Origin of the sequence: Streptomyces sp. NBC_00029 (genome assembly GCF_045160505.1) — a bacterium.
Taxonomy (GTDB): Bacteria; Actinomycetota; Actinomycetes; order Streptomycetales; family Streptomycetaceae; genus Streptomyces.
Genome location: NZ_CP108292.1, coordinates 4,946,830 through 4,968,195, shown reverse-complemented (window position 1 = coordinate 4,968,195; position 21,366 = coordinate 4,946,830). Strand labels below are relative to the sequence as shown.

At 70.9% G+C, this 21,366-nt stretch carries 20 protein-coding genes and 1 pseudogene; 11 read left to right on the top strand and 10 right to left on the bottom strand.

The window, feature by feature from the left end; all coding sequences use genetic code 11:
- Window positions 1-35: 35 nt before the first annotated feature.
- From OG753_RS23270 to OG753_RS23260, 3 genes are read left to right on the top strand one after another with little or no spacing between them, the layout of a single operon-like run.
- The gene (locus tag OG753_RS23270; RefSeq protein ID WP_383199044.1) at window positions 36-1,373 is read left to right on the top strand and encodes a sensor histidine kinase; all 1,338 of its coding nucleotides are present in this window, start codon (window positions 36-38) and stop codon (window positions 1,371-1,373) included.
- Entirely contained in the window at window positions 1,370-2,029 is a 660-nt protein-coding gene (locus OG753_RS23265) for a response regulator (RefSeq protein WP_383199046.1), read from the top strand. The genes OG753_RS23270 and OG753_RS23265 overlap by 4 nt, the downstream gene beginning before the upstream one ends.
- A gap of 29 nt (window positions 2,030-2,058) precedes the next feature.
- Window positions 2,059-3,267 carry a cytochrome P450 gene (locus OG753_RS23260; protein WP_327263632.1) on the top strand — a complete coding sequence of 403 codons (1,209 nt, stop codon included), beginning with the start codon at window positions 2,059-2,061 and terminating at the stop codon, window positions 3,265-3,267.
- Window positions 3,268-3,286: 19 nt separating this feature from the next.
- On the opposite strand, the pseudogene OG753_RS23255 reads toward OG753_RS23260, so the two are convergent.
- Window positions 3,287-3,434 (bottom strand): annotated as a pseudogene (locus OG753_RS23255) (IS982 family transposase); the annotation flags it as partial.
- Between the two features lie 108 nt (window positions 3,435-3,542).
- On the opposite strand from OG753_RS23255, the gene OG753_RS23250 reads away from it, so the two are divergent.
- The 4 genes from OG753_RS23250 to OG753_RS23235 all read left to right on the top strand — a co-directional run bounded on the left by OG753_RS23250 (window position 3,543) and on the right by OG753_RS23235 (window position 7,796).
- Window positions 3,543-4,013: a hypothetical protein gene (locus tag OG753_RS23250; protein WP_327263631.1), complete on the top strand. Its 471-nt coding sequence runs from the start codon at window positions 3,543-3,545 to the stop codon at window positions 4,011-4,013.
- Between the two features lie 414 nt (window positions 4,014-4,427).
- Entirely contained in the window at window positions 4,428-4,847 is a 420-nt protein-coding gene (locus OG753_RS23245; protein WP_327263630.1) for a helix-turn-helix transcriptional regulator, read from the top strand.
- A gap of 10 nt (window positions 4,848-4,857) precedes the next feature.
- Entirely contained in the window at window positions 4,858-5,274 is a 417-nt protein-coding gene (locus tag OG753_RS23240) for a VOC family protein (RefSeq protein WP_405789958.1), read from the top strand.
- Window positions 5,275-5,390: 116 nt separating this feature from the next.
- Complete coding sequence (locus OG753_RS23235) at window positions 5,391-7,796, top strand: ATP-binding cassette domain-containing protein (protein WP_405789956.1); 2,406 nt, start codon at window positions 5,391-5,393, stop codon at window positions 7,794-7,796.
- Between the two features lie 134 nt (window positions 7,797-7,930).
- Here the strand turns inward: OG753_RS23235 and OG753_RS23230 are convergent, their stop codons facing one another.
- Both OG753_RS23230 and OG753_RS23225 read right to left on the bottom strand, forming a co-directional pair.
- Window positions 7,931-8,461, bottom strand: a complete 531-nt coding sequence (locus OG753_RS23230) for a hypothetical protein (RefSeq protein ID WP_405789954.1) — start codon at window positions 8,459-8,461, stop codon at window positions 7,931-7,933.
- Window positions 8,458-9,291: a diacylglycerol kinase gene (locus OG753_RS23225; RefSeq protein WP_327263626.1), complete on the bottom strand. Its 834-nt coding sequence runs from the start codon at window positions 9,289-9,291 to the stop codon at window positions 8,458-8,460. Before OG753_RS23225 ends, OG753_RS23230 begins: the two co-directional genes overlap by 4 nt.
- A gap of 184 nt (window positions 9,292-9,475) precedes the next feature.
- Between OG753_RS23225 and OG753_RS23220 the strand changes: the two genes are divergently transcribed.
- From OG753_RS23220 to OG753_RS23205, 4 genes are all read left to right on the top strand, one after another.
- On the top strand, window positions 9,476-10,759 hold the full coding sequence (locus OG753_RS23220; RefSeq protein WP_327263625.1) for an adenylosuccinate synthase: 1,284 nt from the start codon (window positions 9,476-9,478) through the stop codon (window positions 10,757-10,759).
- Between the two features lie 152 nt (window positions 10,760-10,911).
- Entirely contained in the window at window positions 10,912-11,400 is a 489-nt protein-coding gene (locus OG753_RS23215; RefSeq protein WP_327263624.1) for a carboxymuconolactone decarboxylase family protein, read from the top strand.
- Window positions 11,401-11,523: 123 nt separating this feature from the next.
- Window positions 11,524-12,348 (top strand): PP2C family protein-serine/threonine phosphatase, encoded by an 825-nt coding sequence (locus OG753_RS23210; protein WP_327263623.1) that lies wholly within the window; start codon window positions 11,524-11,526, stop codon window positions 12,346-12,348.
- Between the two features lie 56 nt (window positions 12,349-12,404).
- Window positions 12,405-13,388: an MASE1 domain-containing protein gene (locus tag OG753_RS23205; RefSeq protein WP_405789952.1), complete on the top strand. Its 984-nt coding sequence runs from the start codon at window positions 12,405-12,407 to the stop codon at window positions 13,386-13,388.
- A gap of 115 nt (window positions 13,389-13,503) precedes the next feature.
- Here the strand turns inward: OG753_RS23205 and OG753_RS23200 are convergent, their stop codons facing one another.
- From OG753_RS23200 to fbaA, 7 genes are all read right to left on the bottom strand, one after another.
- Window positions 13,504-15,174 (bottom strand): hypothetical protein, encoded by a 1,671-nt coding sequence (locus OG753_RS23200; RefSeq protein ID WP_405789950.1) that lies wholly within the window; start codon window positions 15,172-15,174, stop codon window positions 13,504-13,506.
- 296 nt (window positions 15,175-15,470) lie between these two features.
- Complete coding sequence (locus tag OG753_RS23195; RefSeq protein ID WP_405789949.1) at window positions 15,471-16,349, bottom strand: alpha/beta hydrolase; 879 nt, start codon at window positions 16,347-16,349, stop codon at window positions 15,471-15,473.
- A 171-nt stretch (window positions 16,350-16,520) separates the two neighbouring features.
- On the bottom strand, window positions 16,521-17,744 hold the full coding sequence (gene kynU / locus OG753_RS23190; RefSeq protein ID WP_327263619.1) for a kynureninase: 1,224 nt from the start codon (window positions 17,742-17,744) through the stop codon (window positions 16,521-16,523).
- The gene (locus OG753_RS23185) at window positions 17,737-18,591 is read right to left on the bottom strand and encodes a tryptophan 2,3-dioxygenase family protein (RefSeq protein ID WP_327263618.1); all 855 of its coding nucleotides are present in this window, start codon (window positions 18,589-18,591) and stop codon (window positions 17,737-17,739) included. Before OG753_RS23185 ends, kynU begins: the two co-directional genes overlap by 8 nt.
- Window positions 18,592-18,756: 165 nt before the next feature.
- Window positions 18,757-19,170, bottom strand: a complete 414-nt coding sequence (locus tag OG753_RS23180) for a DUF3151 domain-containing protein (RefSeq protein WP_327263617.1) — start codon at window positions 19,168-19,170, stop codon at window positions 18,757-18,759.
- Window positions 19,171-19,285: 115 nt separating this feature from the next.
- A complete protein-coding gene (locus OG753_RS23175; RefSeq protein ID WP_405789947.1) occupies window positions 19,286-19,966 on the bottom strand; it encodes a ScbR family autoregulator-binding transcription factor in 681 nt (226 codons plus the stop codon).
- A gap of 285 nt (window positions 19,967-20,251) precedes the next feature.
- A complete protein-coding gene (fbaA, locus tag OG753_RS23170) occupies window positions 20,252-21,274 on the bottom strand; it encodes a class II fructose-bisphosphate aldolase (RefSeq protein WP_030755743.1) in 1,023 nt (340 codons plus the stop codon).
- Window positions 21,275-21,366: the final 92 nt, after the last annotated feature.

The following is a 21,366-nucleotide window of genomic DNA, read 5'->3' as shown; positions in this document are numbered from 1 at the left end:
CGCGGACCAGAGCGGTACAGACCTACGGTGTGTGTATGACCGAGAGGACCACCGGGGGGACAGCCCGGACGCCTGAATTCCGACTGGCATCGGATGTGATCGGGACCCTGCGCCGGGACCTCGTCACCGATGCCTTCGCGTACCGGCCGCTGCCGCTGGCGGACACCTCCGGGCGCTTCGTACGCCGGCTTCCCGGGGTGCTGCGCCGGTACGCACCGTGGCGGCGGCACGCGGCGGTGGGATTCCTGGCCTTCCTGGTCGGGACGATATCGCTGAACACGCAGTCGGACGCCTGGGGTGACCTGGGGCCGATCGCCATGACGTTCCTGACGGCGGCGCCGGTCCTGATGACGCTGGTGCGGCCGGTCGGCGCGTGGTGGGCGGCCATCGCGATGACGGTGGTGACGGCCGGTATCGGGAGTGGCTTCAACTGGCCCTGGACCGACGGCAGTTTCGCCTCCTACATCGTGGTCATGTTCCTCGTCACGCTGCGGACCGGGCCCCGGGTGGCGGCCTGGATGTGGACGCTCACCCTCGTGCTGGGCACGGGAATCTCCGTCCTGTTCAACGGCCGATGGGGTTCGAACATGCCGGAGATGGCGCTGACCTCGGCCTTCGCCCTGGTGATCGCCGGCAGTATCCAGATACGTCGGGACGCGAAGGCGGAGGTGAGCGCGCAGCAGGAGGTCACGGCCGTCGAGCGGGACAAGCGGACCCTGCTGGAGGAGCGGACCACGATCGCGCGCGAGCTGCACGATGTGGTGGCCCACCACATGTCGGTGGTGGCGATCCAGGCGGAGGCCGCACCGTACCGGGTGAAGAATCCGCCGCCGGAGCTGGAGGCGGCGTTCGTCACCATCCGTGAGAACGCGGTGGCGGCCCTGACGGAGCTGCGACGGGTGCTGGGTGTGGTGCGCTCCGCGGACTACGAGGCGCCGGACGCCCCACAGCCGACGCTGGCCTCGCTGGACGGCCTGCTGGCCAATGTGCGGGAGACCGGGCTGAGTGTGCAGAAGACGATCACGGGCGCGGTGCGGGAGCTGCCGCAGGGTGTGGAGCTGTCGGCGTACCGGATCGTCCAGGAGGCCCTGAGCAACACGCTGCGGCACGCGCCGGGAGCCGCGGCCGAGGTGGAGGTCTCGTACGTGCTGGGCGGCATCGGGATACGGATCGTCAACGACCCGGCGACGGGGGATGTGCGGCCCTCGCCCGGGGCCGGGCACGGGATCACCGGGATGCGAGAGCGGGTGGCCATGCTGGAGGGGGAGATGACGGCGGGCCGGACCCCCGCGGGCGGGTACGAGGTGGCGGTGTTCATACCGGTGCCGCACCGTGCGGAGCCGGCGCCGGAGCCGCAGGAGGGGACGGTATGACGATCAGGGTGCTGATCGTCGACGACCAGATGATGGTCCGCGAGGGGTTCTCCGTTCTGCTGAACGCGATGGACGGCATCGAGGTGGTCGGCGAGGCGGTCGACGGCCGGGAGGCCATCGACCAGGTGGCGGCACTGCGGCCGGATGTGGTGCTGATGGACATCCGGATGCCGCTGATGAACGGGCTGGAGGCCACGCGGGAAATCGTGGCCGCCGACACGGACGCGAAGGTGCTGGTCCTGACGACCTTCGACCTCGACGAGTACGTGTACCAGGCGCTGCGGGCCGGGGCCTCCGGGTTCCTGCTCAAGGACGCATCGGCCCGTCAGCTGGCCGACGGGGTAAGGGTGGTGGCGGCCGGCGAGGCCCTGCTGGCGCCCTCGGTGACCAAGCGGCTGATCGTGGAGTTCTCGAAGATCTCCGAGGCGCGCAAGTTCGGGGACCCCGCCGGGGTGGGGGAACTGACGGAGCGGGAGACGGAGGTCCTGGTGCTGATCGCACAGGGGCTGTCGAACGCGGAGATAGCCGACCGGCTGGTCGTCGCGGAGTCCACCATCAAGACCCATGTGAGCCGGATCCTGGTGAAGCTGGGCCTGCGGGACCGCACCCAGGCGGCGGTGTACGCGTACGAGACCCGGCTGGTGACACCCTCCTGATCGGGCGGGCCTGCCCTTAGGGTGCGGGGATGGGCTTTGATCCGTGGGATGCCGCGTTCGTCGCCGATCCGTACCCGGCCTACCGGGAGTTGCGGGAGCAGGGGCGGGCCGTGTGGTGCGAGGCCACCGGGCAGTGGCTGGTGCCGCACTACGCCGATGTGAGTGCGCTGTTGCGGGACCGGCGGCTGGGACGGACCTACCTCCACCGGTTCTCGCACGAGGAGTTCGGGCGCGAGGCGCCACCGCCGGAGCACGAGCCCTTCCATGTGCTCAATGGCAACGGCCTGCTGGACCTGGAGGATCCCGCGCACGCGCGGGTGCGCAGGCTGGTGGCGAAGGCCTTCACCCCGCGGACGGTGGAGCGGCTCGTGCCCGCCGTGCAGCGGCTGGCCGGGGAGCTGGTCGGGCGGTTGCGCGCGGACGGGGGCGGGGATCTGCTCACCGTCGTCGCCGAGCCGCTGCCGGTGGCGGTGATCGCGGAGCTGCTGGGCGTGCCCGAGGCGGACCGGGGGCCCCTGCGGCCATGGTCGGCGGACATCTGCGGGATGTTCGAGCTGCGGCCGGACGAGGAGACGGCGCGGCGTGCGGTGCGGGCGAGCGTCGAGTTCAGCGCGTACCTGCGCGGGCTGATCGCCGAGCGGCGCAGGCACCCCGGGGAGGATTTGATCTCCGGGCTGATCGCCGCCCACGATGAGGAGGGGCGGCTCAGCGAGCAGGAGATGATCTCCACCTGTGTGCTCCTGCTGAACGCCGGGCACGAGGCCACCGTGAACACGACCGTCAACGGCTGGTGGGCGCTGTTCCGCAATCCCGCGCAGCTCGCCGCGCTCCGCACGAGCCGCGATCCCGAAAAGTTGTCCACAGCTGTGGATGAACTCATGCGGTACGACACTCCCCTCCAGATGTTCGAGCGCTGGGTGCTCGACGACATCCGAATCGGGGACACCGTCATCCCCCGCGGAGCCGAGGTCGCGCTGCTCTTCGGGTCCGCGAACCGGGATCCGGCGCGCTTCGACGATCCCGACGCGCTGGACCTCGTACGGGCCGACAATCCGCATCTGACCTTCGGGGCCGGGATCCACTACTGCCTCGGGGCGCCCCTGGCGCGGCGGGAGTTGGAGGCCTCGTTCGGGGCGCTGCTCGCGGAGGGGGTCCCGCCACTGCGGCTCGTCGAGGAGCCGCAGTGGCAGGACGGCTACGTCATCCGGGGGCTGAAGCAGCTGCTCGTGGAGTTCTAGATGAGTCATTCCGAAGTGATCAGTGGTCATAGGCGATCAGGGAGCGTGTGATTGGCTGTCCGGTCTTGTGAGTTGTGCCAGATTGCTGCGGCCGGCGCGAGGACGCGTTGGGCGACGCGGACGGCGACGCCCTCAAAGGTCCGGCCGCCGTGTTGTTCCAGGTCGAGCGCCGTCGGCGAAGGCTGCGACGACCTGGCCGTCTGCGTGTCCCGGTCCGGCCCGAGATTGCCGAACCCTGCGCCATGCTCATGCCATCGGTGTCATAATCGGACATTGTGTGGACAACGCTTGCGCCGCTCATCGGCGTCCTGCTCGGCGGGTTCATGTCGGTGCTGGCCCAGCGCTCGGCAGGACGCGCCTTGGAACGCGGCGAGGCGCGCCGCAGTGTTCGTGAACTTGCCGAGGCGCGCCGCAACGAGCGTCTCACTCACCTCATCGAATTTCTGTCTGCGGTGCAGGAAGCTGAACGAGTCGCGGTGGATCGGCATCACCACAACCTGGCTGACGAGCAGTGGCAGGCCCAGGCAAGGCAGGTCCTTGACAGGGTGTGGGTGATGCAGAAGACGATCCACGTGCTGTGCACGTCTGAGGTCAGCGAAGCGGCACGTAGCCTCGCGTGGGCAGTACAGGAAGTGATCAGGAAGGGCCCCGAAGACCCGGGAGAGCCACAGGACGAGAAGGTCTGGGCGCACATCCGTCCGAGCCGACAGGCATTCCTTGATCTCGTGCGCGACCAGCTCAGTTGAAACCCCGGGGAGGGATTCGGCAGCTGCCGTGAGCGGCCCGGGGCAAGCAGCACCAGCTCCGGCCTCCCTTGTGCGGCGAGCATCATCTACTTCGCCGGCTCCTCGAGGGACGCAAAGCCCGCCTTGGCGCAGGGGGCGTGCATGTCCACGGGCCAGCAGCAGGCCATCGAATGGCCCCTTGGCCCATCGACAAGCTGATCACGATCACTTCGGAATGACTCGTCCAGGGGCCCGGCCGCCACCCGTCATCGCCGCCGACCCTAAGCGATCATGTCGCGGCGGCGCAGGGCCACCGGGCCCGCTGCCGTCAGGGCCACGGCGAGGGCGGTCAGGGCGAGCGGCGGGCCGGCTGATCGAATCCGGAAGCACCGATACCCGCAGACGTGACACCCCCTCCGTGCCATGCTGGAACGCATGAACCTGGAGGACCTGGTACGGCTGCGCCGCGCCCGGGACATGATGGACCGCGAGTACGCCGAACCGCTGGACGTGCAGGCACTCGCGAACGTCGCCCTCATGTCGGCCGGACACTTCTCCCGCAGTTTCCGCTCCGCGTTCGGGGAAACCCCGTACAGCTACCTCATGACCCGCCGAGTCGAACGCGCGAAGGCGCTCCTGCGACGCGGCGACCTGAGCGTGACGGAGGTCTGCTTCGCCGTCGGATGTACCTCACTGGGGTCCTTCAGCTCGCGCTTCACCGAGCTCGTCGGCGAGACCCCCAGCGCCTATCGGGCCCGCAGCCACGACGACGGCGCCGACATCCCGGCGTGCGTCGCCAAGATCTACACGCGACCGGTCAGGATCGGAGAAGCGAAATCCACCCCCTCCTCGTAGCGTCGACGGCATGAACATCAACCTCTCGCAGTGCTTCATCGCAGTCGACGACCACGACAAGGCGGTCACCTTCTACCGCGATGTCCTCGGCCTGGAAGTCCGCAACGACGTCGGGTTCGAGGGGATGCGCTGGGTGACCGTCGGCTCCCCCGCGCAGCCGGACGTGGAGATCGTCCTCGAACCGCCGCTCGCCGACCCCAACGCCTCGCCGGCCGACCGGCAGGCGGTGGCGGAGCTGCTGGCCAAGGGCATGCTGCGCGGCGTGATCTTCTCCACCGACGATGTCGACGCCACCTTCGAACGCATCCGGGCCGCCGGCGGGGAGGTGCTGCAGGAGCCGGTCGACCAGCCGTACGGCGTCCGCGACTGCGCCTTCCGCGACCCGGCCGGCAACATGCTCCGCTTCAACCAGCCCCGCAAGCCCTAAGGACCGACTGCCCAGGAGTCCGCGCAGATCAGCGCAGATCAGCGCAGGTCCGCGCAGGTAGGCGCGGATCAGCCCAGGAGTCCGCGCAGGCGGCCCGCCCGAGAGATGGAGACACGATGAGCAGGGCCCCCAAGCCGGACCCCCGGTCGCCCGAGCCGCAGGCGCCGCACGCTGCCGACAGCCACGGTCTGATCCGCGTGCACGGTGCACGCGTGAACAACCTCAAGGACGTCAGCATCGAGATCCCCAAGCGCCGGCTGACGGTGTTCACCGGAGTCTCCGGTTCGGGCAAGAGCTCGCTGGTGTTCGACACGATCGCCGCCGAGTCCCAGCGGATGATCAACGAGACCTACAGCACCTTCCTGCAGGGCTTCATGCCGACGCTGGCCCGCCCCGAGGTCGACGTACTCGACGGCCTGACCACGGCGATCACCGTCGACCAGCAGCGGATGGGCGGCGACCCCCGCTCCACGGTCGGCACCGCCACCGACGCCAACGCGATGCTCCGCATCCTCTTCAGCCGGCTCGGCAAGCCGCACATCGGCCCGCCCAGCGCCTACTCCTTCAACGTCGCCTCCGTCCGCGCCAGCGGCGGGATCACGGTCGAGCGCGGCGCCGAGAAGACCAAGACGGTGAAGGCGACCTTCTCCCGCACCGGCGGCATGTGCGTGCGCTGCGAGGGCCGGGGCGTGGTCTCCGACATCGACCTCGCCCAGCTCTACGACGACTCCAAGTCGCTCGCCGAGGGCGCCTTCACCATTCCCGGCTGGAAGTCCGACAGCTTCTGGACCGTACGGGTCTACGCCGAGTCGGGCTTCCTCGACCCGAACAAGCCGATCGCGAAGTTCACCAAGAAGGAGATGCAGGACTTCCTCTACCGGGAGCCCACCAAGGTCAAGGTCGAGGGCGTCAACCTCACCTACGAGGGCCTCATCCCCAAGATCCAGAAGTCCTTCCTGTCCAAGGACAAGGAAGCGATGCAGCCCCACATCCGGGCCTTCGTGGAGCGCGCGGTCACCTTCGCGACGTGTCCCGACTGCGAGGGCAGCCGGCTCAGCGAGGGCGCCCGGTCCTCGAAGATCAAGAAGATCAGCATCGCCGACGCCTGCTCGATGCAGATCAGCGACCTGGCCGAGTGGGTCCGCGGCCTCGCCGAGCCCTCGGTCGCCCCACTGCTGACCGCGCTGCAGCTCACCCTCGACTCCTTCGTGGAGATCGGCCTCGGCTACCTCTCGCTCGACCGGGCGTCCGGCACGCTGTCGGGCGGCGAGGCGCAGCGCGTCAAGATGATCCGCCACCTCGGCTCCTCGCTCACCGACGTCACCTACGTCTTCGACGAGCCCACCATCGGCCTGCACCCGCACGACATCCAGCGCATGAACGACCTCCTGCTGCGGCTGCGCGACAAGGGCAACACCGTCCTCGTCGTCGAGCACAAGCCGGAGACCATCGCGATCGCCGACCACGTCGTCGACATCGGCCCCGGCGCGGGCACTGCGGGCGGCACCGTCTGCTACGAGGGCACCGTTGAGGGACTGCGCTCCGGCGGCACCATCACCGGCCGCCACCTCGACGACCGGGCCAAGCTCAAGCCGTCGGTCCGCAAGCCCACCGGTGCGCTGGAGATCCGCGGGGCAACGGCCAACAACCTGCGCGACGTCGACGTCGACATCCCGCTCGGGGTGCTCACGGTCGTCACCGGCGTGGCCGGTTCGGGCAAGAGCTCGCTGCTGCACAAGTCGCTCTCCCCCGACACGGACGTGGTCTCGATCGACCAGGCCGCGATCCGCGGCTCGCGCCGGAGCAACCCGGCGACCTACACCGGGCTGCTCGACCCGATCCGCAAGGCGTTCGCCAAGGCCAACGGGGTGAAGCCGGCGCTGTTCAGCGCCAACTCCGAGGGCGCCTGCCCCAATTGCAATGGCGCCGGCGTCATCTACACCGACCTGGCGATGATGGCCGGGGTCACGACCACCTGCGAGGAGTGCGAGGGCAAGCGGTTCGAGGCGTCCGTGCTGGAGTACCACCTCGGCGGCCGCGACATCAGCGAGGTGCTCGCGATGTCGGTGACCGAGGCCGAGGAGTTCTTCGGCGACGGTGAGGCGCACACGCCCGCCGCGCACCGCATCCTCACCCGGCTCGCGGACGTCGGGCTCGGCTACCTCAGCCTCGGCCAGCCGCTCACCACGCTGTCCGGCGGCGAGCGCCAGCGGCTCAAGCTGGCCACCCACATGGCGGAGAAGGGCGGCGTGTACGTGCTCGACGAACCGACCACCGGCCTGCACCTCGCCGACGTGGAGCAGCTGCTCGGCCTGCTCGACCGGCTGGTCGAGTCCGGGAAGTCGGTCATCGTCATCGAGCACCACCAGGCGGTCATGGCGCACGCCGACTGGATCATCGACCTCGGTCCCGGCGCCGGTCACGACGGCGGTCTGGTCGTCTTCGAGGGCACCCCCGCCGACCTCGTGGCGGACCGCTCCACCCTCACCGGCGAGCACCTCGCGGCGTACGTCGGCGCCTGAGCCGCCCCGCCCGGCCCCTGCGGCCCCCGCCCCGGACCCCTGCCGCCGCGGTGCCAGGGGTCCGGCGGGCTGCCCGGCGTGGTCGGCAGATCCGGCGGCGTTCGCGCCGGACGCCGGGGAGTCCCCCGGACAGCTCAGCCAGGAGCTGCCGCCGGCGGCCTTCGAGTACGGCTGCGGCGCGCGGGCCGGGCGTGGCCCAGCCCGCCGGAGTGCGGGGCCCACAGGGCCCCGCCCGCGGCCGGGTCTCCCGCAAGCCGCACCACCTGGGCCGCCCCGGCGGGGACCGCACGGGGCCACGGCCGCGGCGGCAGCACCCGTCGGCCCAGCGGGCCCAGGGTCAGGACGTGCGGCCCGTCGGCCAGCACCAGCACCGGCGGGCGCCACCGGCTGCGGACCACCACGGCCTCGTACGCGGTCCAGGCCGCCCCGGGGTCGCGCAGCACGCGCCGGACCCGCCGGACGGCGTACAGCTCCCGCACACCGAGGAGCACCGGGCCCAGCAGCGCAGCCGGCACGGCCACCCGCAGCGGCGGCGCACCGAGCAGCGCCCCGGCCACGGCCGGCCAGCAGAACACCGGCAGCAGGCACAGCAGCAGTGCGTCGCGCCGCCAGTCCTCCAGCGCGTCCCGCATCGCTGCCGCCTCCCGTGCACCCGGTGTGGTCACCGGGGCACGGTGAGCGTCCATGCTCCGGGGCGCAGGGTCCACGTACGACGGCGGACCGGGCCGGTCATCGCCGCGTCGGCGCGGTAGCGGAAGTCCGCGCCCGACACCGTGACCGTCTTCGCCCGGGCCGTGACGGTCGACTCGGCGGAGCCGCCGCCGCCCGTCCGGACCACGACCTCCGCCGCGCCGCCGTCGTCCCTGGTGCGAACGGACACGTCCTCCACGGGCCGGTCCACATCCGCCAGCAGCACCCCGTCGGCCTCGACGCGCAGCCGGTGCCGGCCGGTGGCGACGCCGCCGGCCGCCGCCACCGGCCGGACCAGCGTCCGTACCAGCGAGCGGTACGCGCTCCACACCGACGGCCCGGCGGGCCGCTGGACGCCGTGCACCGGCGGGATCCGCAGTGCACCCAGCACCACCCCGTCGCTGTCGTCGACCAGCAGGTCGCAGCTCCGGACCGACCCGTCGAGCACCGCCCGGGCCGCGGAGACGGCCGAAAGCGGCACGCCGAGGGACCGCGCCAGGCCCAGCGAGCCCACGGGGCCGACCGGAACGAGCGCCAGGGGCCCCTCCCCCAGCCCCCGCTCCCGGTGCAGCAGGCCCACGGTGCGCACCAGGGCGCGGTCGTCACCGACGATCACCAGCCGCCGATGACCCCGGCGGGCAAGAGCCCGCGCAAATTCCTCCTGCGAATCCGGGAGGCAGATTTTCGCTGCCGCGCCCGCTGACAAAACATCCTTCGCGATCCGCACGGACTCGCCGTCAAGACGGCGGGCGACCGGGTCGACGAGCACGAGCAGGCCGCCTACCGGCGCGCCCGCTTGGCTCATGGTGGGCTCTGGAGCCGACACCTCGGTCCTTCCTCGGGTAGCATCTTTGTGCAAGAGGCCCTTGCGCTATTGCGCCAGGGCCTTCGTCTATTCCGGGGTACCGGTCCGACGGCTCAGCCTGCGGTGTACATCGTCGTACGCCCCCTGACCTTGGACATGCCCCATCCGGAAGAGGTGTACGCCTGTGCCCGCTCTTGTGCTGCTCGGAGCTCAGTGGGGTGACGAGGGCAAGGGAAAGGCCACCGACCTGCTCGGTGGATCCGTTGACTATGTGGTGCGCTACCAGGGCGGCAACAATGCCGGCCACACGGTCGTCGTCGGCGACCAGAAGTACGCGCTCCACCTTCTCCCTTCCGGCATCCTCTCCCCCGGATGCACCCCGGTCATCGGTAACGGTGTCGTCGTGGACCCGGCCGTCCTGCTCTCCGAGCTGCGCGGTCTGAACGAGCGCGGCATCGACACCTCCAAGCTGCTCATCAGCGGCAACGCGCACCTGATCACGCCGTACAACGTCACCCTCGACAAGGTCGGCGAGCGTTTCCTGGGCAAGCGCAAGATCGGTACGACCGGTCGCGGCATCGGCCCGACGTACGCGGACAAGATCAACCGCGTCGGCATCCGCGTCCAGGACCTGTACGACGAGTCGATCCTCGTCCAGAAGGTCGAGGCGGCGCTGGAGGGCAAGAACCAGCTCCTCGCGAAGCTGTACAACCGCCGCGCGATCGACGCCGCCCAGATCGTCGAGGAGATGCTCCAGTACGCGGAGCAGATCAAGCCGTACGTCGCCGACACCACCCTGATCCTCAACAACGCGCTGGACGAGGACAAGGTCGTGCTGTTCGAGGGCGGCCAGGGCACCCTGCTCGACGTCGACCACGGCACCTATCCCTTCGTCACCTCGTCCAACCCGACCGCCGGCGGCGCCTGCACCGGCACCGGCGTGGGCCCGACGAAGATCAGCCGTGTCATCGGCATCCTCAAGGCCTACACGACCCGAGTCGGCGCGGGCCCGTTCCCGACCGAGCTGTTCGACAAGGACGGCGAGGACCTGCGCCGCATCGGCGGCGAGCGCGGTGTCACCACCGGACGTGACCGCCGCTGCGGTTGGTTCGACGCGCCGATCGCACGTTACGCCACCCGCGTGAACGGTCTCACCGACTTCTTCCTCACCAAGCTGGACGTACTGACCGGCTGGGAGCAGATCCCGGTCTGCGTCGCGTACGAGATCGACGGCAAGCGCGTCGAGGAGCTGCCGTACTCGCAGACCGACTTCCACCACGCGAAGCCGATCTACGAATACCTCCCCGGCTGGTCCGAGGACATCACCAAGGCCAAGACCTTCGAGGACCTTCCGGCGAACGCCCAGGCGTACGTCAAGGCCCTGGAGGAGATGTCGGGCGCCCCGATCTCCGCGATCGGCGTGGGCCCCGGCCGTACCGAGACGATCGAGATCAACTCGTTCCTCTAGGCCACGGGTCATACGTCCGAAGGGGCGGCGGGCGCAGATGCGCCGGCCGCCCCTTCGGCGTCGGGCGCAGAAAAGACTTCCCCGCCCTGTCACATTCGTGCGCGCCCCTCCGTCAGTGCTGTGCAGACACCTACTGAAGGAGAGCAGCAGCCATGACGAACACCTCCATCTCGCGGATGCCCGACCCGGCCGTGCTCGTCCCCGAAGTGAACGACATCAGCGCCGCCCTCTTCCGGGCCACCGGCAACCGCTCGGTGCCGCGGACCACGATGAGCCTGGTCCACCTGAGGGCCGGGCAGATCGTCGGCAACACCTACCTGACCGTCCTGAACACCGGGTTCCTCCGCAAGGCCGGGGAGTCCGAGGAGCGCATCACGGCCGTCTCCTCCTGGCAGGACGCCCCCTTCTTCACCGGCGCCGAGCGCGCCGCGCTCGCCCTGGTGGAGGCCACCCTCCAGCCCGCCCCGACCGGCAGGGAGCGGGTCGGCGACGAGCTGTACGCCGAGGTCGCCGCGCACTACGACGACAAGGCCCTCGCCACCCTCACCGTCGCGATCGGGCAGATCAGCTTCTTCATCGCCCTGGCGGTCATCGGCAAGCCGCAGCCGGTGACCTCCCTGGCCGACGAGCAGTGGGGCTGAGCGCCCGGCCCTCACGGGCGGCCACCGTCTCGGCGGGCGGGTTCCGGGCGGGCGGAAATATGATGTGCACGGGCTGTGCACGCAGCGGAAGCAGGGACGGATGGATGCACCTCGGAGCGTTCCGTGAGTCCTCGCCGTGCCCCGCGGGCGGCCAGCGCCGACCTGCTCAGCACGCTCGGACGGCTCGCCGACCAGGCGCGCCGCGGGGTGGAGCTGCAGCAGGCCCGGGTGGACCTGGCCGAGGCGCTGCAGAGCGAGATGCTGCCCGCCTCCCTGCCCGCGCTGCCGGGCCTGCGGACCGCCGCCCGCTACTCGCCCGCCCGGCACGGCCTGGACATCGGCGGCGACTGGTACGACGGATTCCGGCTGCCCGAGGGGGCGCTGGCCTTCTGCATCGGTGACGTCCAGGGGCACGACGTGGAGGCGGCCGCCTTCATGGGGCAGGTGCGGATCTGCCTGCGCGCCGTGGCGGCCGTCGTCGTCGATCCGGGCGAGGTGCTGAGCCGGGCCAACGAGGTGCTGCTCTCCATGGACCGCGAGCTCTTCGCGACCTGCAGCCTGCTCCGCTTCGATCCCGAGACCCGGGAGCTGGAAACCGCCCGGGCCGGCCACGTTCCGGCGGTCTGGGCCACCGTCGACGGCGCGTACGGGATAGCCGACGACGACGGCGGCCTGCCGCTGAACCTGATGCCGGGGGCGGGGTACGCGGTGACCCGGCGCCGGCTGACGAAGGCGGGATCGATCGTCCTGCTCACGGACGGCGTGGTCGAGGGGCCGCAGTTCCCGATCGAGGTGGGACTGGAGCGGGTGTCCAAGGTCGTCCGGGAGGCGGCGGGCACCGATCCGGGCGAGCTGGCCGCCGAGGTGATGAAGGTGGCCGACTCCACCGGCCACTCCGATGACGCCGCGGTGCTCGTCCTCAGCCACGACGCGGCCGACGCCCCCTAGACCGCCCGCTCGCGCGTGTCACGGCCCGTGGGGACGCCGGGCTGTTGTCTGATGCTGTGGTGCGCACCGAGGGATGGCGACGTCCGACCGCAGTTCTGCTACAGATCCTCGCCGTCGCGCTCGCCTACTACCTGGGCGGACGGATCGGCCTCCTCCAGCGCGTGGTCGTCGACGGCGCCGAGGTCACGCCCCTGTGGCTGCCGACCGGCATCGCGCTGGCCTCCCTGCTCTGGCTGGGCCTGCGGGTGTGGCCGGGGATCGCCATCGGTACGTACCTGTCCATCGAGGGGATCAACGGTTTCGACCTGCCGGGCCTGGTCATCGTGGCGGGGAACACCCTCGCGATGGTGTGCGCGTACCTGATGCTGCGCCGGGCGGGTTTCCGTACCGAGCTGGACCGGCTGCGGGACGCCCTGTCGCTCGTCTTCCTGGGCGGTCTGCTGCCGATGACGATCAGCGCGACGATCGGGACCTGGACGCTGGTGCTCTCCGGGGACCTGCCGGTCGCACAGTTCTGGCCCGTCTGGTCGGCCTGGTGGGCCGGGGACGCGATGGGCGTGATCGTGGTGACCCCGCTGCTGCTCGTGCTGCGCAGGGTCCTGCCGGCCCGCCGGCGCGGCGACGGCTACCGTGCGCTGGAGGTGACGGCCCTGGCCGTCTGCGCCGTCGTCGTCACCCTCGTGGCCACCCGCACCGAGCTCTCGCTGCTCTTCCTCGTCTTCCCGCTGATCATCTGGGCGGCCGTACGCTTCCAGCTCGCAGGGAGCGCTCCGTGCACCCTGCTGGTGTCGGTCCTGTCGATCTCGGCGGCGATCGAGCACGTGGGACCGTTCGCCGACCGCAGCCTGCTGGAGACCATGATCAACCTCCAGGGCCTCAACGGCGCGGCGGCCCTGACCGGGCTGCTGCTGTCGGCTCTCGTCACCGAGCAGAACAACATCCGCCTGAAGATCGAGCAGGTCTGCGAGGACCTGGCCGAGCTGGTGGAACACCTGGCACCGGGGAAGAAGCCGGACCGCTGGACCGAGCCGGACCCCTAGCCAGGTCGTGGCGGACACCCAGGTCGTGGCGGACACCCAGGGACGTACACGGGGGACACGCACGGACACGCAAAGGGCGCCCCGGGAGCGGATCCCGGGGCGCCCTTTGCGTGGACTAGTTGGTCTCGTAGTAGCCGAAGACGTCGACGACCAGGTCGGTGGTCGCCCACTCCTCCCAGCTCTGGTTGAAGAAGTCGGAGATGCCGTTCTCGCCCGCGCTCGCCTGGACCAGGTTCGCGACGGTGCGGCCGCGGCCGAGCCAGTTGAGGGTGGAGGAGCCGGGAGCCTCCGGCGGCACGGCCGTGCCGTTGCGGTACGCCTCGAGCGAGTTCGGGTCCGGGGCGACCGAGAGGAAGCCGTTGTTGGCGGTGTTGGTGACCGTGGCGTTCAGCACGTAGCCCGAGACGCCGTCGTCCACGGCGTCGGGGGTGAACGTCACGGGCAGGTAGAACCCGCCGGGGATGGCGCCGTGGTACGGGTCCTTGGGCTCCCGGGTGTCCAGTCGGCGGACGGGAGCGATCGGGACGAACGAGCCCTTGCTGTCGAGGCTGTAGTAGCCGACCACGTCGACGACGACGTCGGTACCGGCGTAGGCGCCGTTGCGGAAGCTGATCTTCCCGTCCTTGCCGACGGGCACGATCACCGAGTTGGCGATGGTCTGACCGGCACCGAAGTTCAGGCTGGAGGTGTCCGGGGCCGCCTGGCCGCTCGGGAAGACGGTCAGGTGACCGTACTTGCCCGGGTTGGTGACGGTGACGTTCAGCGCGACGGCGGTGATGCCCTGGGGCACGCCGCGCAGGCCGCTGATCTGGGTGCTGAAGGTGTTCTGGCCACCCAGCTGCCCCCTGGACGTACCGAGGCCCTCGCGGGTGTCCACGAATCGGACCGGGGTCATCGGGGTGTAGCCGCTGGCCGACTTCGCGGTGAAGTAGCCGGTGACGTCGGCGATCAGGTGGGCCGATCCGCCCCAGCTGCCGTTGTACAGGTCGACATAGCCGTTCTTGCCGACCGGCACGATGACCTGGTTCGGGATGGTCTGACCGTAGTCCCAGTTGACGTTGGACGTCTTCGGACGCACCCCGTCCTCCGGGAAGGCGGTGACGAACCCGGACGCGAGGGTGTCGGTGGCGGTCACGTTGAGAACGACCGCGGTGACCCCCGCCGGGATGCCGGCGTTGCCGCCGACCTTCACCCGCGCGGTACCGGACGGCTGCACCGCGCCCTGGGGGCCCCCGAGCCCGGTCCGGGTGTCCAGGAGGCGAGTGGGGGCGACCGGGGTGAACTCCGAACCCGCGGTGCCGTACGGCAGCTCGTTGACGACCTCGACCCCGTTGGCGGCGTCGGTCACGGTGACCTTGATGTTGTACTCGCCGAGCTCGGCGTAGGCGTGCGAGTGCGCCAGCTCGCCGGCGCCGGAAGCGGCGACGACGTCCTTCTTCCCGTCGCCCCACTCCACCGTGACGGTCAGCGAAGCAGTCTCGCTGATCAGGTCGGTCACCAGCTTCACCCCGTGGGCGGTGGTGCTGGTGGCCGTCAGGACCATGTTCAGGTCCGGGTTGCCCGCAGCGGCGGCAGCCTTCCCCTTGGCTGCCGGCAGCGTCTTGCGGACCGACTTCTCGGCCGGGCTCTTGAAGGTCTTGAAGTTCGGCGCCGCGGCCTTGCCGAGGTCGAAGCTGGACGCCGACGCGGGCGGCGCGACGGGCTCGGCCGCCTGGGCCATGCCCGGTCCGAGACCGATCGTGGCCGCGATGACGGCAACGGAAATTACGAGACGGCGACTGCGCACCGGCCCCCCCATTTTTGAACGTGCTCAGGATTGAGGTTCCAGACTACACAGATCATCGTCGAACGTTCGACGAATATCCGTGCGACCAAGTGGAGTTGGCGGGTTTACGTCCACAGTGCACCCAATGCCCCTTCCGGCCGGCGCTGTGACGGGAGACACAGGAGGGGCGGCGTGATCACCCGACCGGGCGGGAAGGTTGGGCTGGATTTTTCTGTTCTCTGAACACGCTCAGAGCAGAACGCGATCCGCGTGCACAGAGATTCGGCCAGGTCGGACCGCGTTTTCGAGCCGGGGGCCTACCAGGCCAGCTGCGAGATCTCCTCGGCGACCACCGCGCACGCGTCCGCCGCCGGATCGATCAGCGGGAAGTGACCGACCGCGTCGAGCAGGGTCAGCCCGACCGTCTCCCCCGCCTTCGCCGCCGCCGCCACGTACGCCTCGGCCACTTGCTGCGGGACCACGATGTCGTCCCGGCCCTGGACCACCGCCGTGGCGATCCCCGTCGGCAGCAGGGCCGCCGGATCGGCGTACGGCAGCCGCTCGTCCCAGTGGTCCGCCCCGCCCAGCAGCTGCGCGCTCGCGCCGCCGCACACGCCCAGCTCCTCCGCCACCGCGAAGTCCGCGATGGGGGCCAGCGCCACCACGCCGCGCAGCATGGGCGGGGACGGCAGCCGCCACGGGGAGCCGGCCGGGAGCACGTGCCGGGCCGCGGCCCACAGCGCGAGGTGACCGCCGGCCGAGTGACCGGTCACCACCGTGCGGCGGACATCGGCCTGCGGGAGCGCCGTCGCGGCCAGCCCCGGCAGGGCGTCCATCGCGGCGGCCACGTCGTCGAAGGTCTCCGGCCAGCGCCCGGCGACCGGCCCCTCGGCGTTCTGGTGCGGCAGGGAACTGCCGCGCCGGTACTCGACGTTGGCGACGGCGAAACCCCGCCGGGCCAGGAAGTCCGCGAAGGGCGTGACGTGCAGGCGGTCGTACGGGGCCCGCCACGCACCGCCGTGCAGCAGCACCACGAGCGGGGCCTGGTCACGGGTTTCGCCGCGCGGGGCGTAGAAGTCGACGACGTGGTCGGGGTGTTCCCCGTACGCGGCGGTCGCGTCCGGCGCCACGGCCGGGTGGGCGAAGGCCGAGGCGGCCTCCGCTGCGTCCCGTTCCACTGCGGCGGGGTCCGTCATCGGCTCAACCTCTCGGTAACGCGTGGGACAGCGGGGACAGATGTTCCGGTCTTCCGGCAGAGCGGGACCGTATCAGTCTGGAACAGGAGTTTCCGTGCGGGGCCCGGAATACGACCGGGCGGACGGAGCCGTAGCCCCGCCCGCCCGGTGATGTGACGTTTCGCTGGGACGTCACCCGAAAATGTGACCCAGTGTCCGTGCGGCACGCTCGGCGTCGGCGAAACCGACGTAGAGCGGAGTGAAGCCGAAGCGCAGGACATCGGGGGCCCGGAAGTCGCCGATGACGCCCCGGGAGATGAGCTCCCCCATGACCTCACGGGCGTTCTCGGTCCGCAGCGAGATCTGACTGCCGCGGCGGTCGTGCTCGTCCGGGGTGACCGACTCGACCCGGCCCTGCGGAACGTACGCCGCCACGCATTCGAGGAAGAAGTCGGTCAGGGCGAGCGACTTGGCCCGTACGTCCTCGACCGACACCCCGTCCCATGCGTCGAGCGCCGACTCCAGGGCCAGCATGGACAGGATGTCCGGCGTGCCGACGCGGCCGCGGGTCGCGCCCTCGGCCGCTTCGAAGGCCGGGGTCATGGCGAAGGGGTCCGCGTGACCGTTCCAGCCGGGGAGCGGGGAGTCGAAGCCGGCCTGGTGGCGGGCCGCGATGTACAGGTACGCGGGCGCGCCGGGGCCGCCGTTGAGGTACTTGTACGTGCAGCCGACCGCGAGGTCGACGGCGTGCTCGTCCAGGCCGACCGGGAGGGCCCCGGCGGAGTGGCACAGGTCCCAGACCGTGATCGCCCCGGCGGCGCGGGCCGCCGCGGTGAGGGCGGGCAGGTCGTGGAGCCGTCCGCTGCGGTAGTCGACGTGGTTGAGGAGCACCACGGCGGTGTCCGCGTCGATCGCCGCGGCGGCCTGCGAGGGGTCCACCGGGACGACGGTCAGGCCCGTCATCCGGGCCGCCGACTGCGCGATGTAGCCGTCGGTCGGGAAGGTCGCGGCGTCGACCAGCATCCTGGTCCGGCCGGGCGCCGCGAGGCGGGCGGCGCCGACCAGGGCCTTGAAGAGATTGACGCTGGTGGAATCACCGACGACCACCTGGCCGGGGGCCGCGCCGATGAGGGGGGCGAGCTTGTCGCCGATCCGCTCGGGCGCGGTCCACCAGCCGCTCTCGTCCCAGGACCGGATGAGGAGCTCGCCCCACTGCCGGGCGACGACGTCGGCGGTGGTGTCCGCGACACCGGCCGGGAGCGCGCCGAGGGAGTTGCCGTCCAGGTAGACGACCCCCTCGGGGAGGGTGAAGCGCTCGCGGAGCTTCGCGAGCCCGTCGGCGGCGTCCAGCCCGGCCGCACGGTCGCGGAGGTCCGCCTCGATGTCCGCCGGTATGCCCTTGGAGTCGTCAGACATGGCTGCGGGCCGTCCAGAGCTCCGGGAAGACGTTCTTCGTCGCGCGCTTCTCCAGCCAGGTCACGCCGGCCGAGCCACCGGTGCCCGTCTTCGCGCCCATGGCGCGGCGGGTGGCGACCAGGTGGTCGTTGCGCCAGCGCCAGACGAGCTCGGCGACGTCGGTGAGGACCTCGCCGAGGCGGTGCAGGTCCACGGTGGCGACCTCGTCCGGGGCGGCGTACAGGCCCGTCCAGACGGCCTCGACCTCGGCCGAGGGCTCGTAGCGCAGCGACAGGTCGCGGTTCAGGACGGCGTCCGGGACCGGGAGCCCGCGGCGGGCGAGCAGGCGCAGCACCTCGTCGTAGAGGCTGGGCTCGTGCAGGGCCTTCTCCAGCTCCGCGTGGACGCGCGGGGCGCCCCGGTGCGGGACCAGCATGGAGGCGGACTTCTCGCCGAGCAGGAACTCCATCCGGCGGTACATCGCCGACTGGAAACCGGAACCTTCGCCGAGCGCGGCGCGGTAGGCGTTGAACTGTCCCGGGGTGAGCTGGGCGAGCGGGCGCCAGGAGGCGTTGAGGGCCTCCAGCTCGCGGAGGGAACGTTTCAGCGCGTCCATCGCGACCGGGATGCGGTCCTCGCGCAGGGCCTTCGCGGCGGTTTCCCACTCGTGGACGATGACCGTGAACCACAGCTCCATGACCTGGGTCGTCACCAGGAAGACCATCTCGCCCGGGTCGTCCGAACGGAGGTGCTGGAGGTGGGTGAGGACGTCCGCCTGGACGTAGTCCTCGTACGGGGTAGTGCCGTCGAAGTCGAGGTTCGGGGTTTCCGACCCGCCGACTCCGGAGGCATCAAGGGTTTTCGACATCGCTGTCTCCTCGACACGTGCTTCCGGGTAGCGGTCCGCCCCTTCCGTGAGGTGAGTGGAGCCCCGGTCCCCTGCCCGCAGCATAGGACACCGGCGCGCCGGCGCTCCAGCGGAGAGTGACACAGACCACACAATTCGGTGCGTGTCACTCCCCGCCGTACGGGATCAGGCGCTCAGCGTGTCCGCGGCCGTCGGGGACGAGTCGCGCAGGAAGGTCGAGCAGCGCTCGTACTCCTCCTTCTCGTCGATCGCCCCGGCCGCGCGGGCCAGAGCGTGCAGGGCACGCAGGAAGCCGCGGTTCGGCTCGTGCTCCCACGGCACCGGGCCGTGGCCCTTCCACCCGGCGCGACGCAGGGCGTCGAGGCCGCGGTGGTAGCCCGTACGGGCATAGGCGTACGACTCGACCGTGCTGCCGGCGGCGAAGGCCTCGTCGGCGAGGACCGCCCAGGCGAGGGAGGACGTGGGGTGCGCGGCCGCCACCTCCACGGCGGGGGTGCCGGCGGCGATGGCCTCGCGGCCCGGCTCGTCGGGCAGGTGGGTGGGGGCGGGGCCCCCGAGCAGGTTCTGGTGAATGGACATGCCCCCAGTCTGCCGGGCCGCCGGCGCCGGGCCGAGCGGTGGTGTGCCGCACCGCCGTACGCGGGCGCCCGCCACCTCCTCCCGGGGGAACCGGCCGCAGCCGGTGACGCGCCGGTCAGCCGGCCCCGGCCGGCTCCGCGGGCGCCGGGGCGGGGACCGGGACGCTCGAACAGTCGCACCGGCGGTCCTCGTTCGGACCGTGCAGCACCCTGGCCCCACGGCCGGGCGCGGTGTCGAGCCGGTCCGCCACGGCCGGCACCACCACGCTGGGCATCACGTTCGCGTAGAGCGCCGCCACCTCCCGGTCCAGTTCGAGCCCGAGGGTCTGCGCCATCACGTTCAGCCCGGCGAAGGCCCCGACCACCAGTCGCGCGGGCCCCGCCGGGTCCACGTCCGGGAGCAGTTCGCCGCGCTCCTTCGCCTCGCGCATCAAGGCGGTGTGCAGGTCGATCCACCTCCGGTACGGCGCCGCCCGGTCGAGTTCCCGGCCGTTCTGCTCCAGGGTGAGCCGGGCGCTGCCGCGCATCAGGACGTCGTGCCGCAGCCGGTGCGAGAAGACCATGCCGACGTCGATGAACTCCTGCGCCTTGAACTCCTGCGCAGTGACCGGCGTGTGCACGCTGACCTGGGCGTCGATCACGGCCTGTGCCAGGTCCTCCTTCGAGTCGAAGTGGAAGTAGAGCGCACCCTTGGTGACGTTGGCGAGCTTGACGATCTCCGTCAGCCTGGCCGCACCGTAGCCCCGGTCCTCGAACACCACGGCGGCGGCTTCCAGGATCGCCCGGCGAGTGCGCACCGCGCGGTCCTGCATCACCTGCGGTCGTTCGGCCCTCATAAGCACCTGCCCCACTCGCCACGCCCCGGATCGATCCGCGGTACATGCCCCCAACACGTACCGCCGGGGGCAGCAGTTCACACCATCGTGAAGCCACCGTCCACCGCCACCGTCCACCGCCGCCGGGCACCGCCACGGGCCGCCGCCGCTGTCGCTTTCGCCCCTGCGGGGCGGGAGAACGCCGAAGGGCCCGGCCTCCGTCGCGTGACGGGGGCCGGGCCCAAAGGTGCGGCTCGCTGCGGACTGCTACTTCAGCTTGGTGCCGGTGGAGCGCAGGTTCGCGCACGCCTCGGCGACGCGCGCGGCCATGCCCGCCTCGGCGGCCTTGCCCCAGGTGCGGGGGTCGTACTTGGACTTCGTACCGACCTCGCCGTCCACCTTCAGGACACCGGCGTAGTTGCTGAACATGTGGTCCACGACCGGCCGGGTGAAGGCGTACTGGGTGTCGGTGTCGAGGTTCATCTTCACGACGCCGTTCTCCAGCGCGGTGGCGATCTCCTCGGCCGTGGAGCCCGAGCCGCCGTGGAAGACGAAGTCGAACGGCGAGGCCTTGCCGTACTTCTCGGCGACACCGGCCTGGAGGTCCTTGAGGAGCTCGGGGCGCAGGACGACGTTGCCCGGCTTGTAGACGCCGTGGACGTTGCCGAAGGAGGCGGCCAGCAGGTAGCGGCCCTTCTCGCCCAGGCCGAGGGCCTCGGCGGTACGGATCGCGTCGTCGACGGTGGTGTACAGCTCGTCGTTGATCTCGTGGGTGACGCCGTCCTCCTCGCCGCCGGTCGGGGTGATCTCGACCTCAAGGATGATCTTGGCGGCGACGGCCTTGGCGAGCAGCTCCTGGCCGATGGCCAGGTTGTCGGCCAGGGTCTCGGCGGAACCGTCCCACATGTGCGACTGGAAGAGCGGGTTCAGGCCGCGGGCCACGCGCTCGGCGGAGATGTCGAGCAGCGGACGTACGTAGCCGTCCAGCTTGTCCTTGGGGCAGTGGTCCGTGTGCAGGGCGACCGTGATGTCGTACTTGGCGGCCACGATGTGCGCGAACTCGGCCAGGGCGACCGCGCCGGTGACCATGTCCTTGTTGTGCTGGCCACCCAGGAACTCCGCACCACCGGTGGAGATCTGGATGATGCCGTCGCTCTCGGCCTCCGCGAAGCCGCGCAGGGCAGCGTGCAGGGTCTGGGAGGAGGTCACGTTGATGGCCGGGTAGGCGAACTTGCCTGCCTTCGCCCGGTCGAGCATCTCGTTGTAGACCTCGGGGGTTGCGATGGGCATCTGCCGGCTCCTTGGATGTGCGGGAGTGTGCTTATTGCGGGCCCTGACCTGGGGGCGACGTCATCGTCGCGCCTATCTTTCCAGACTCAGCG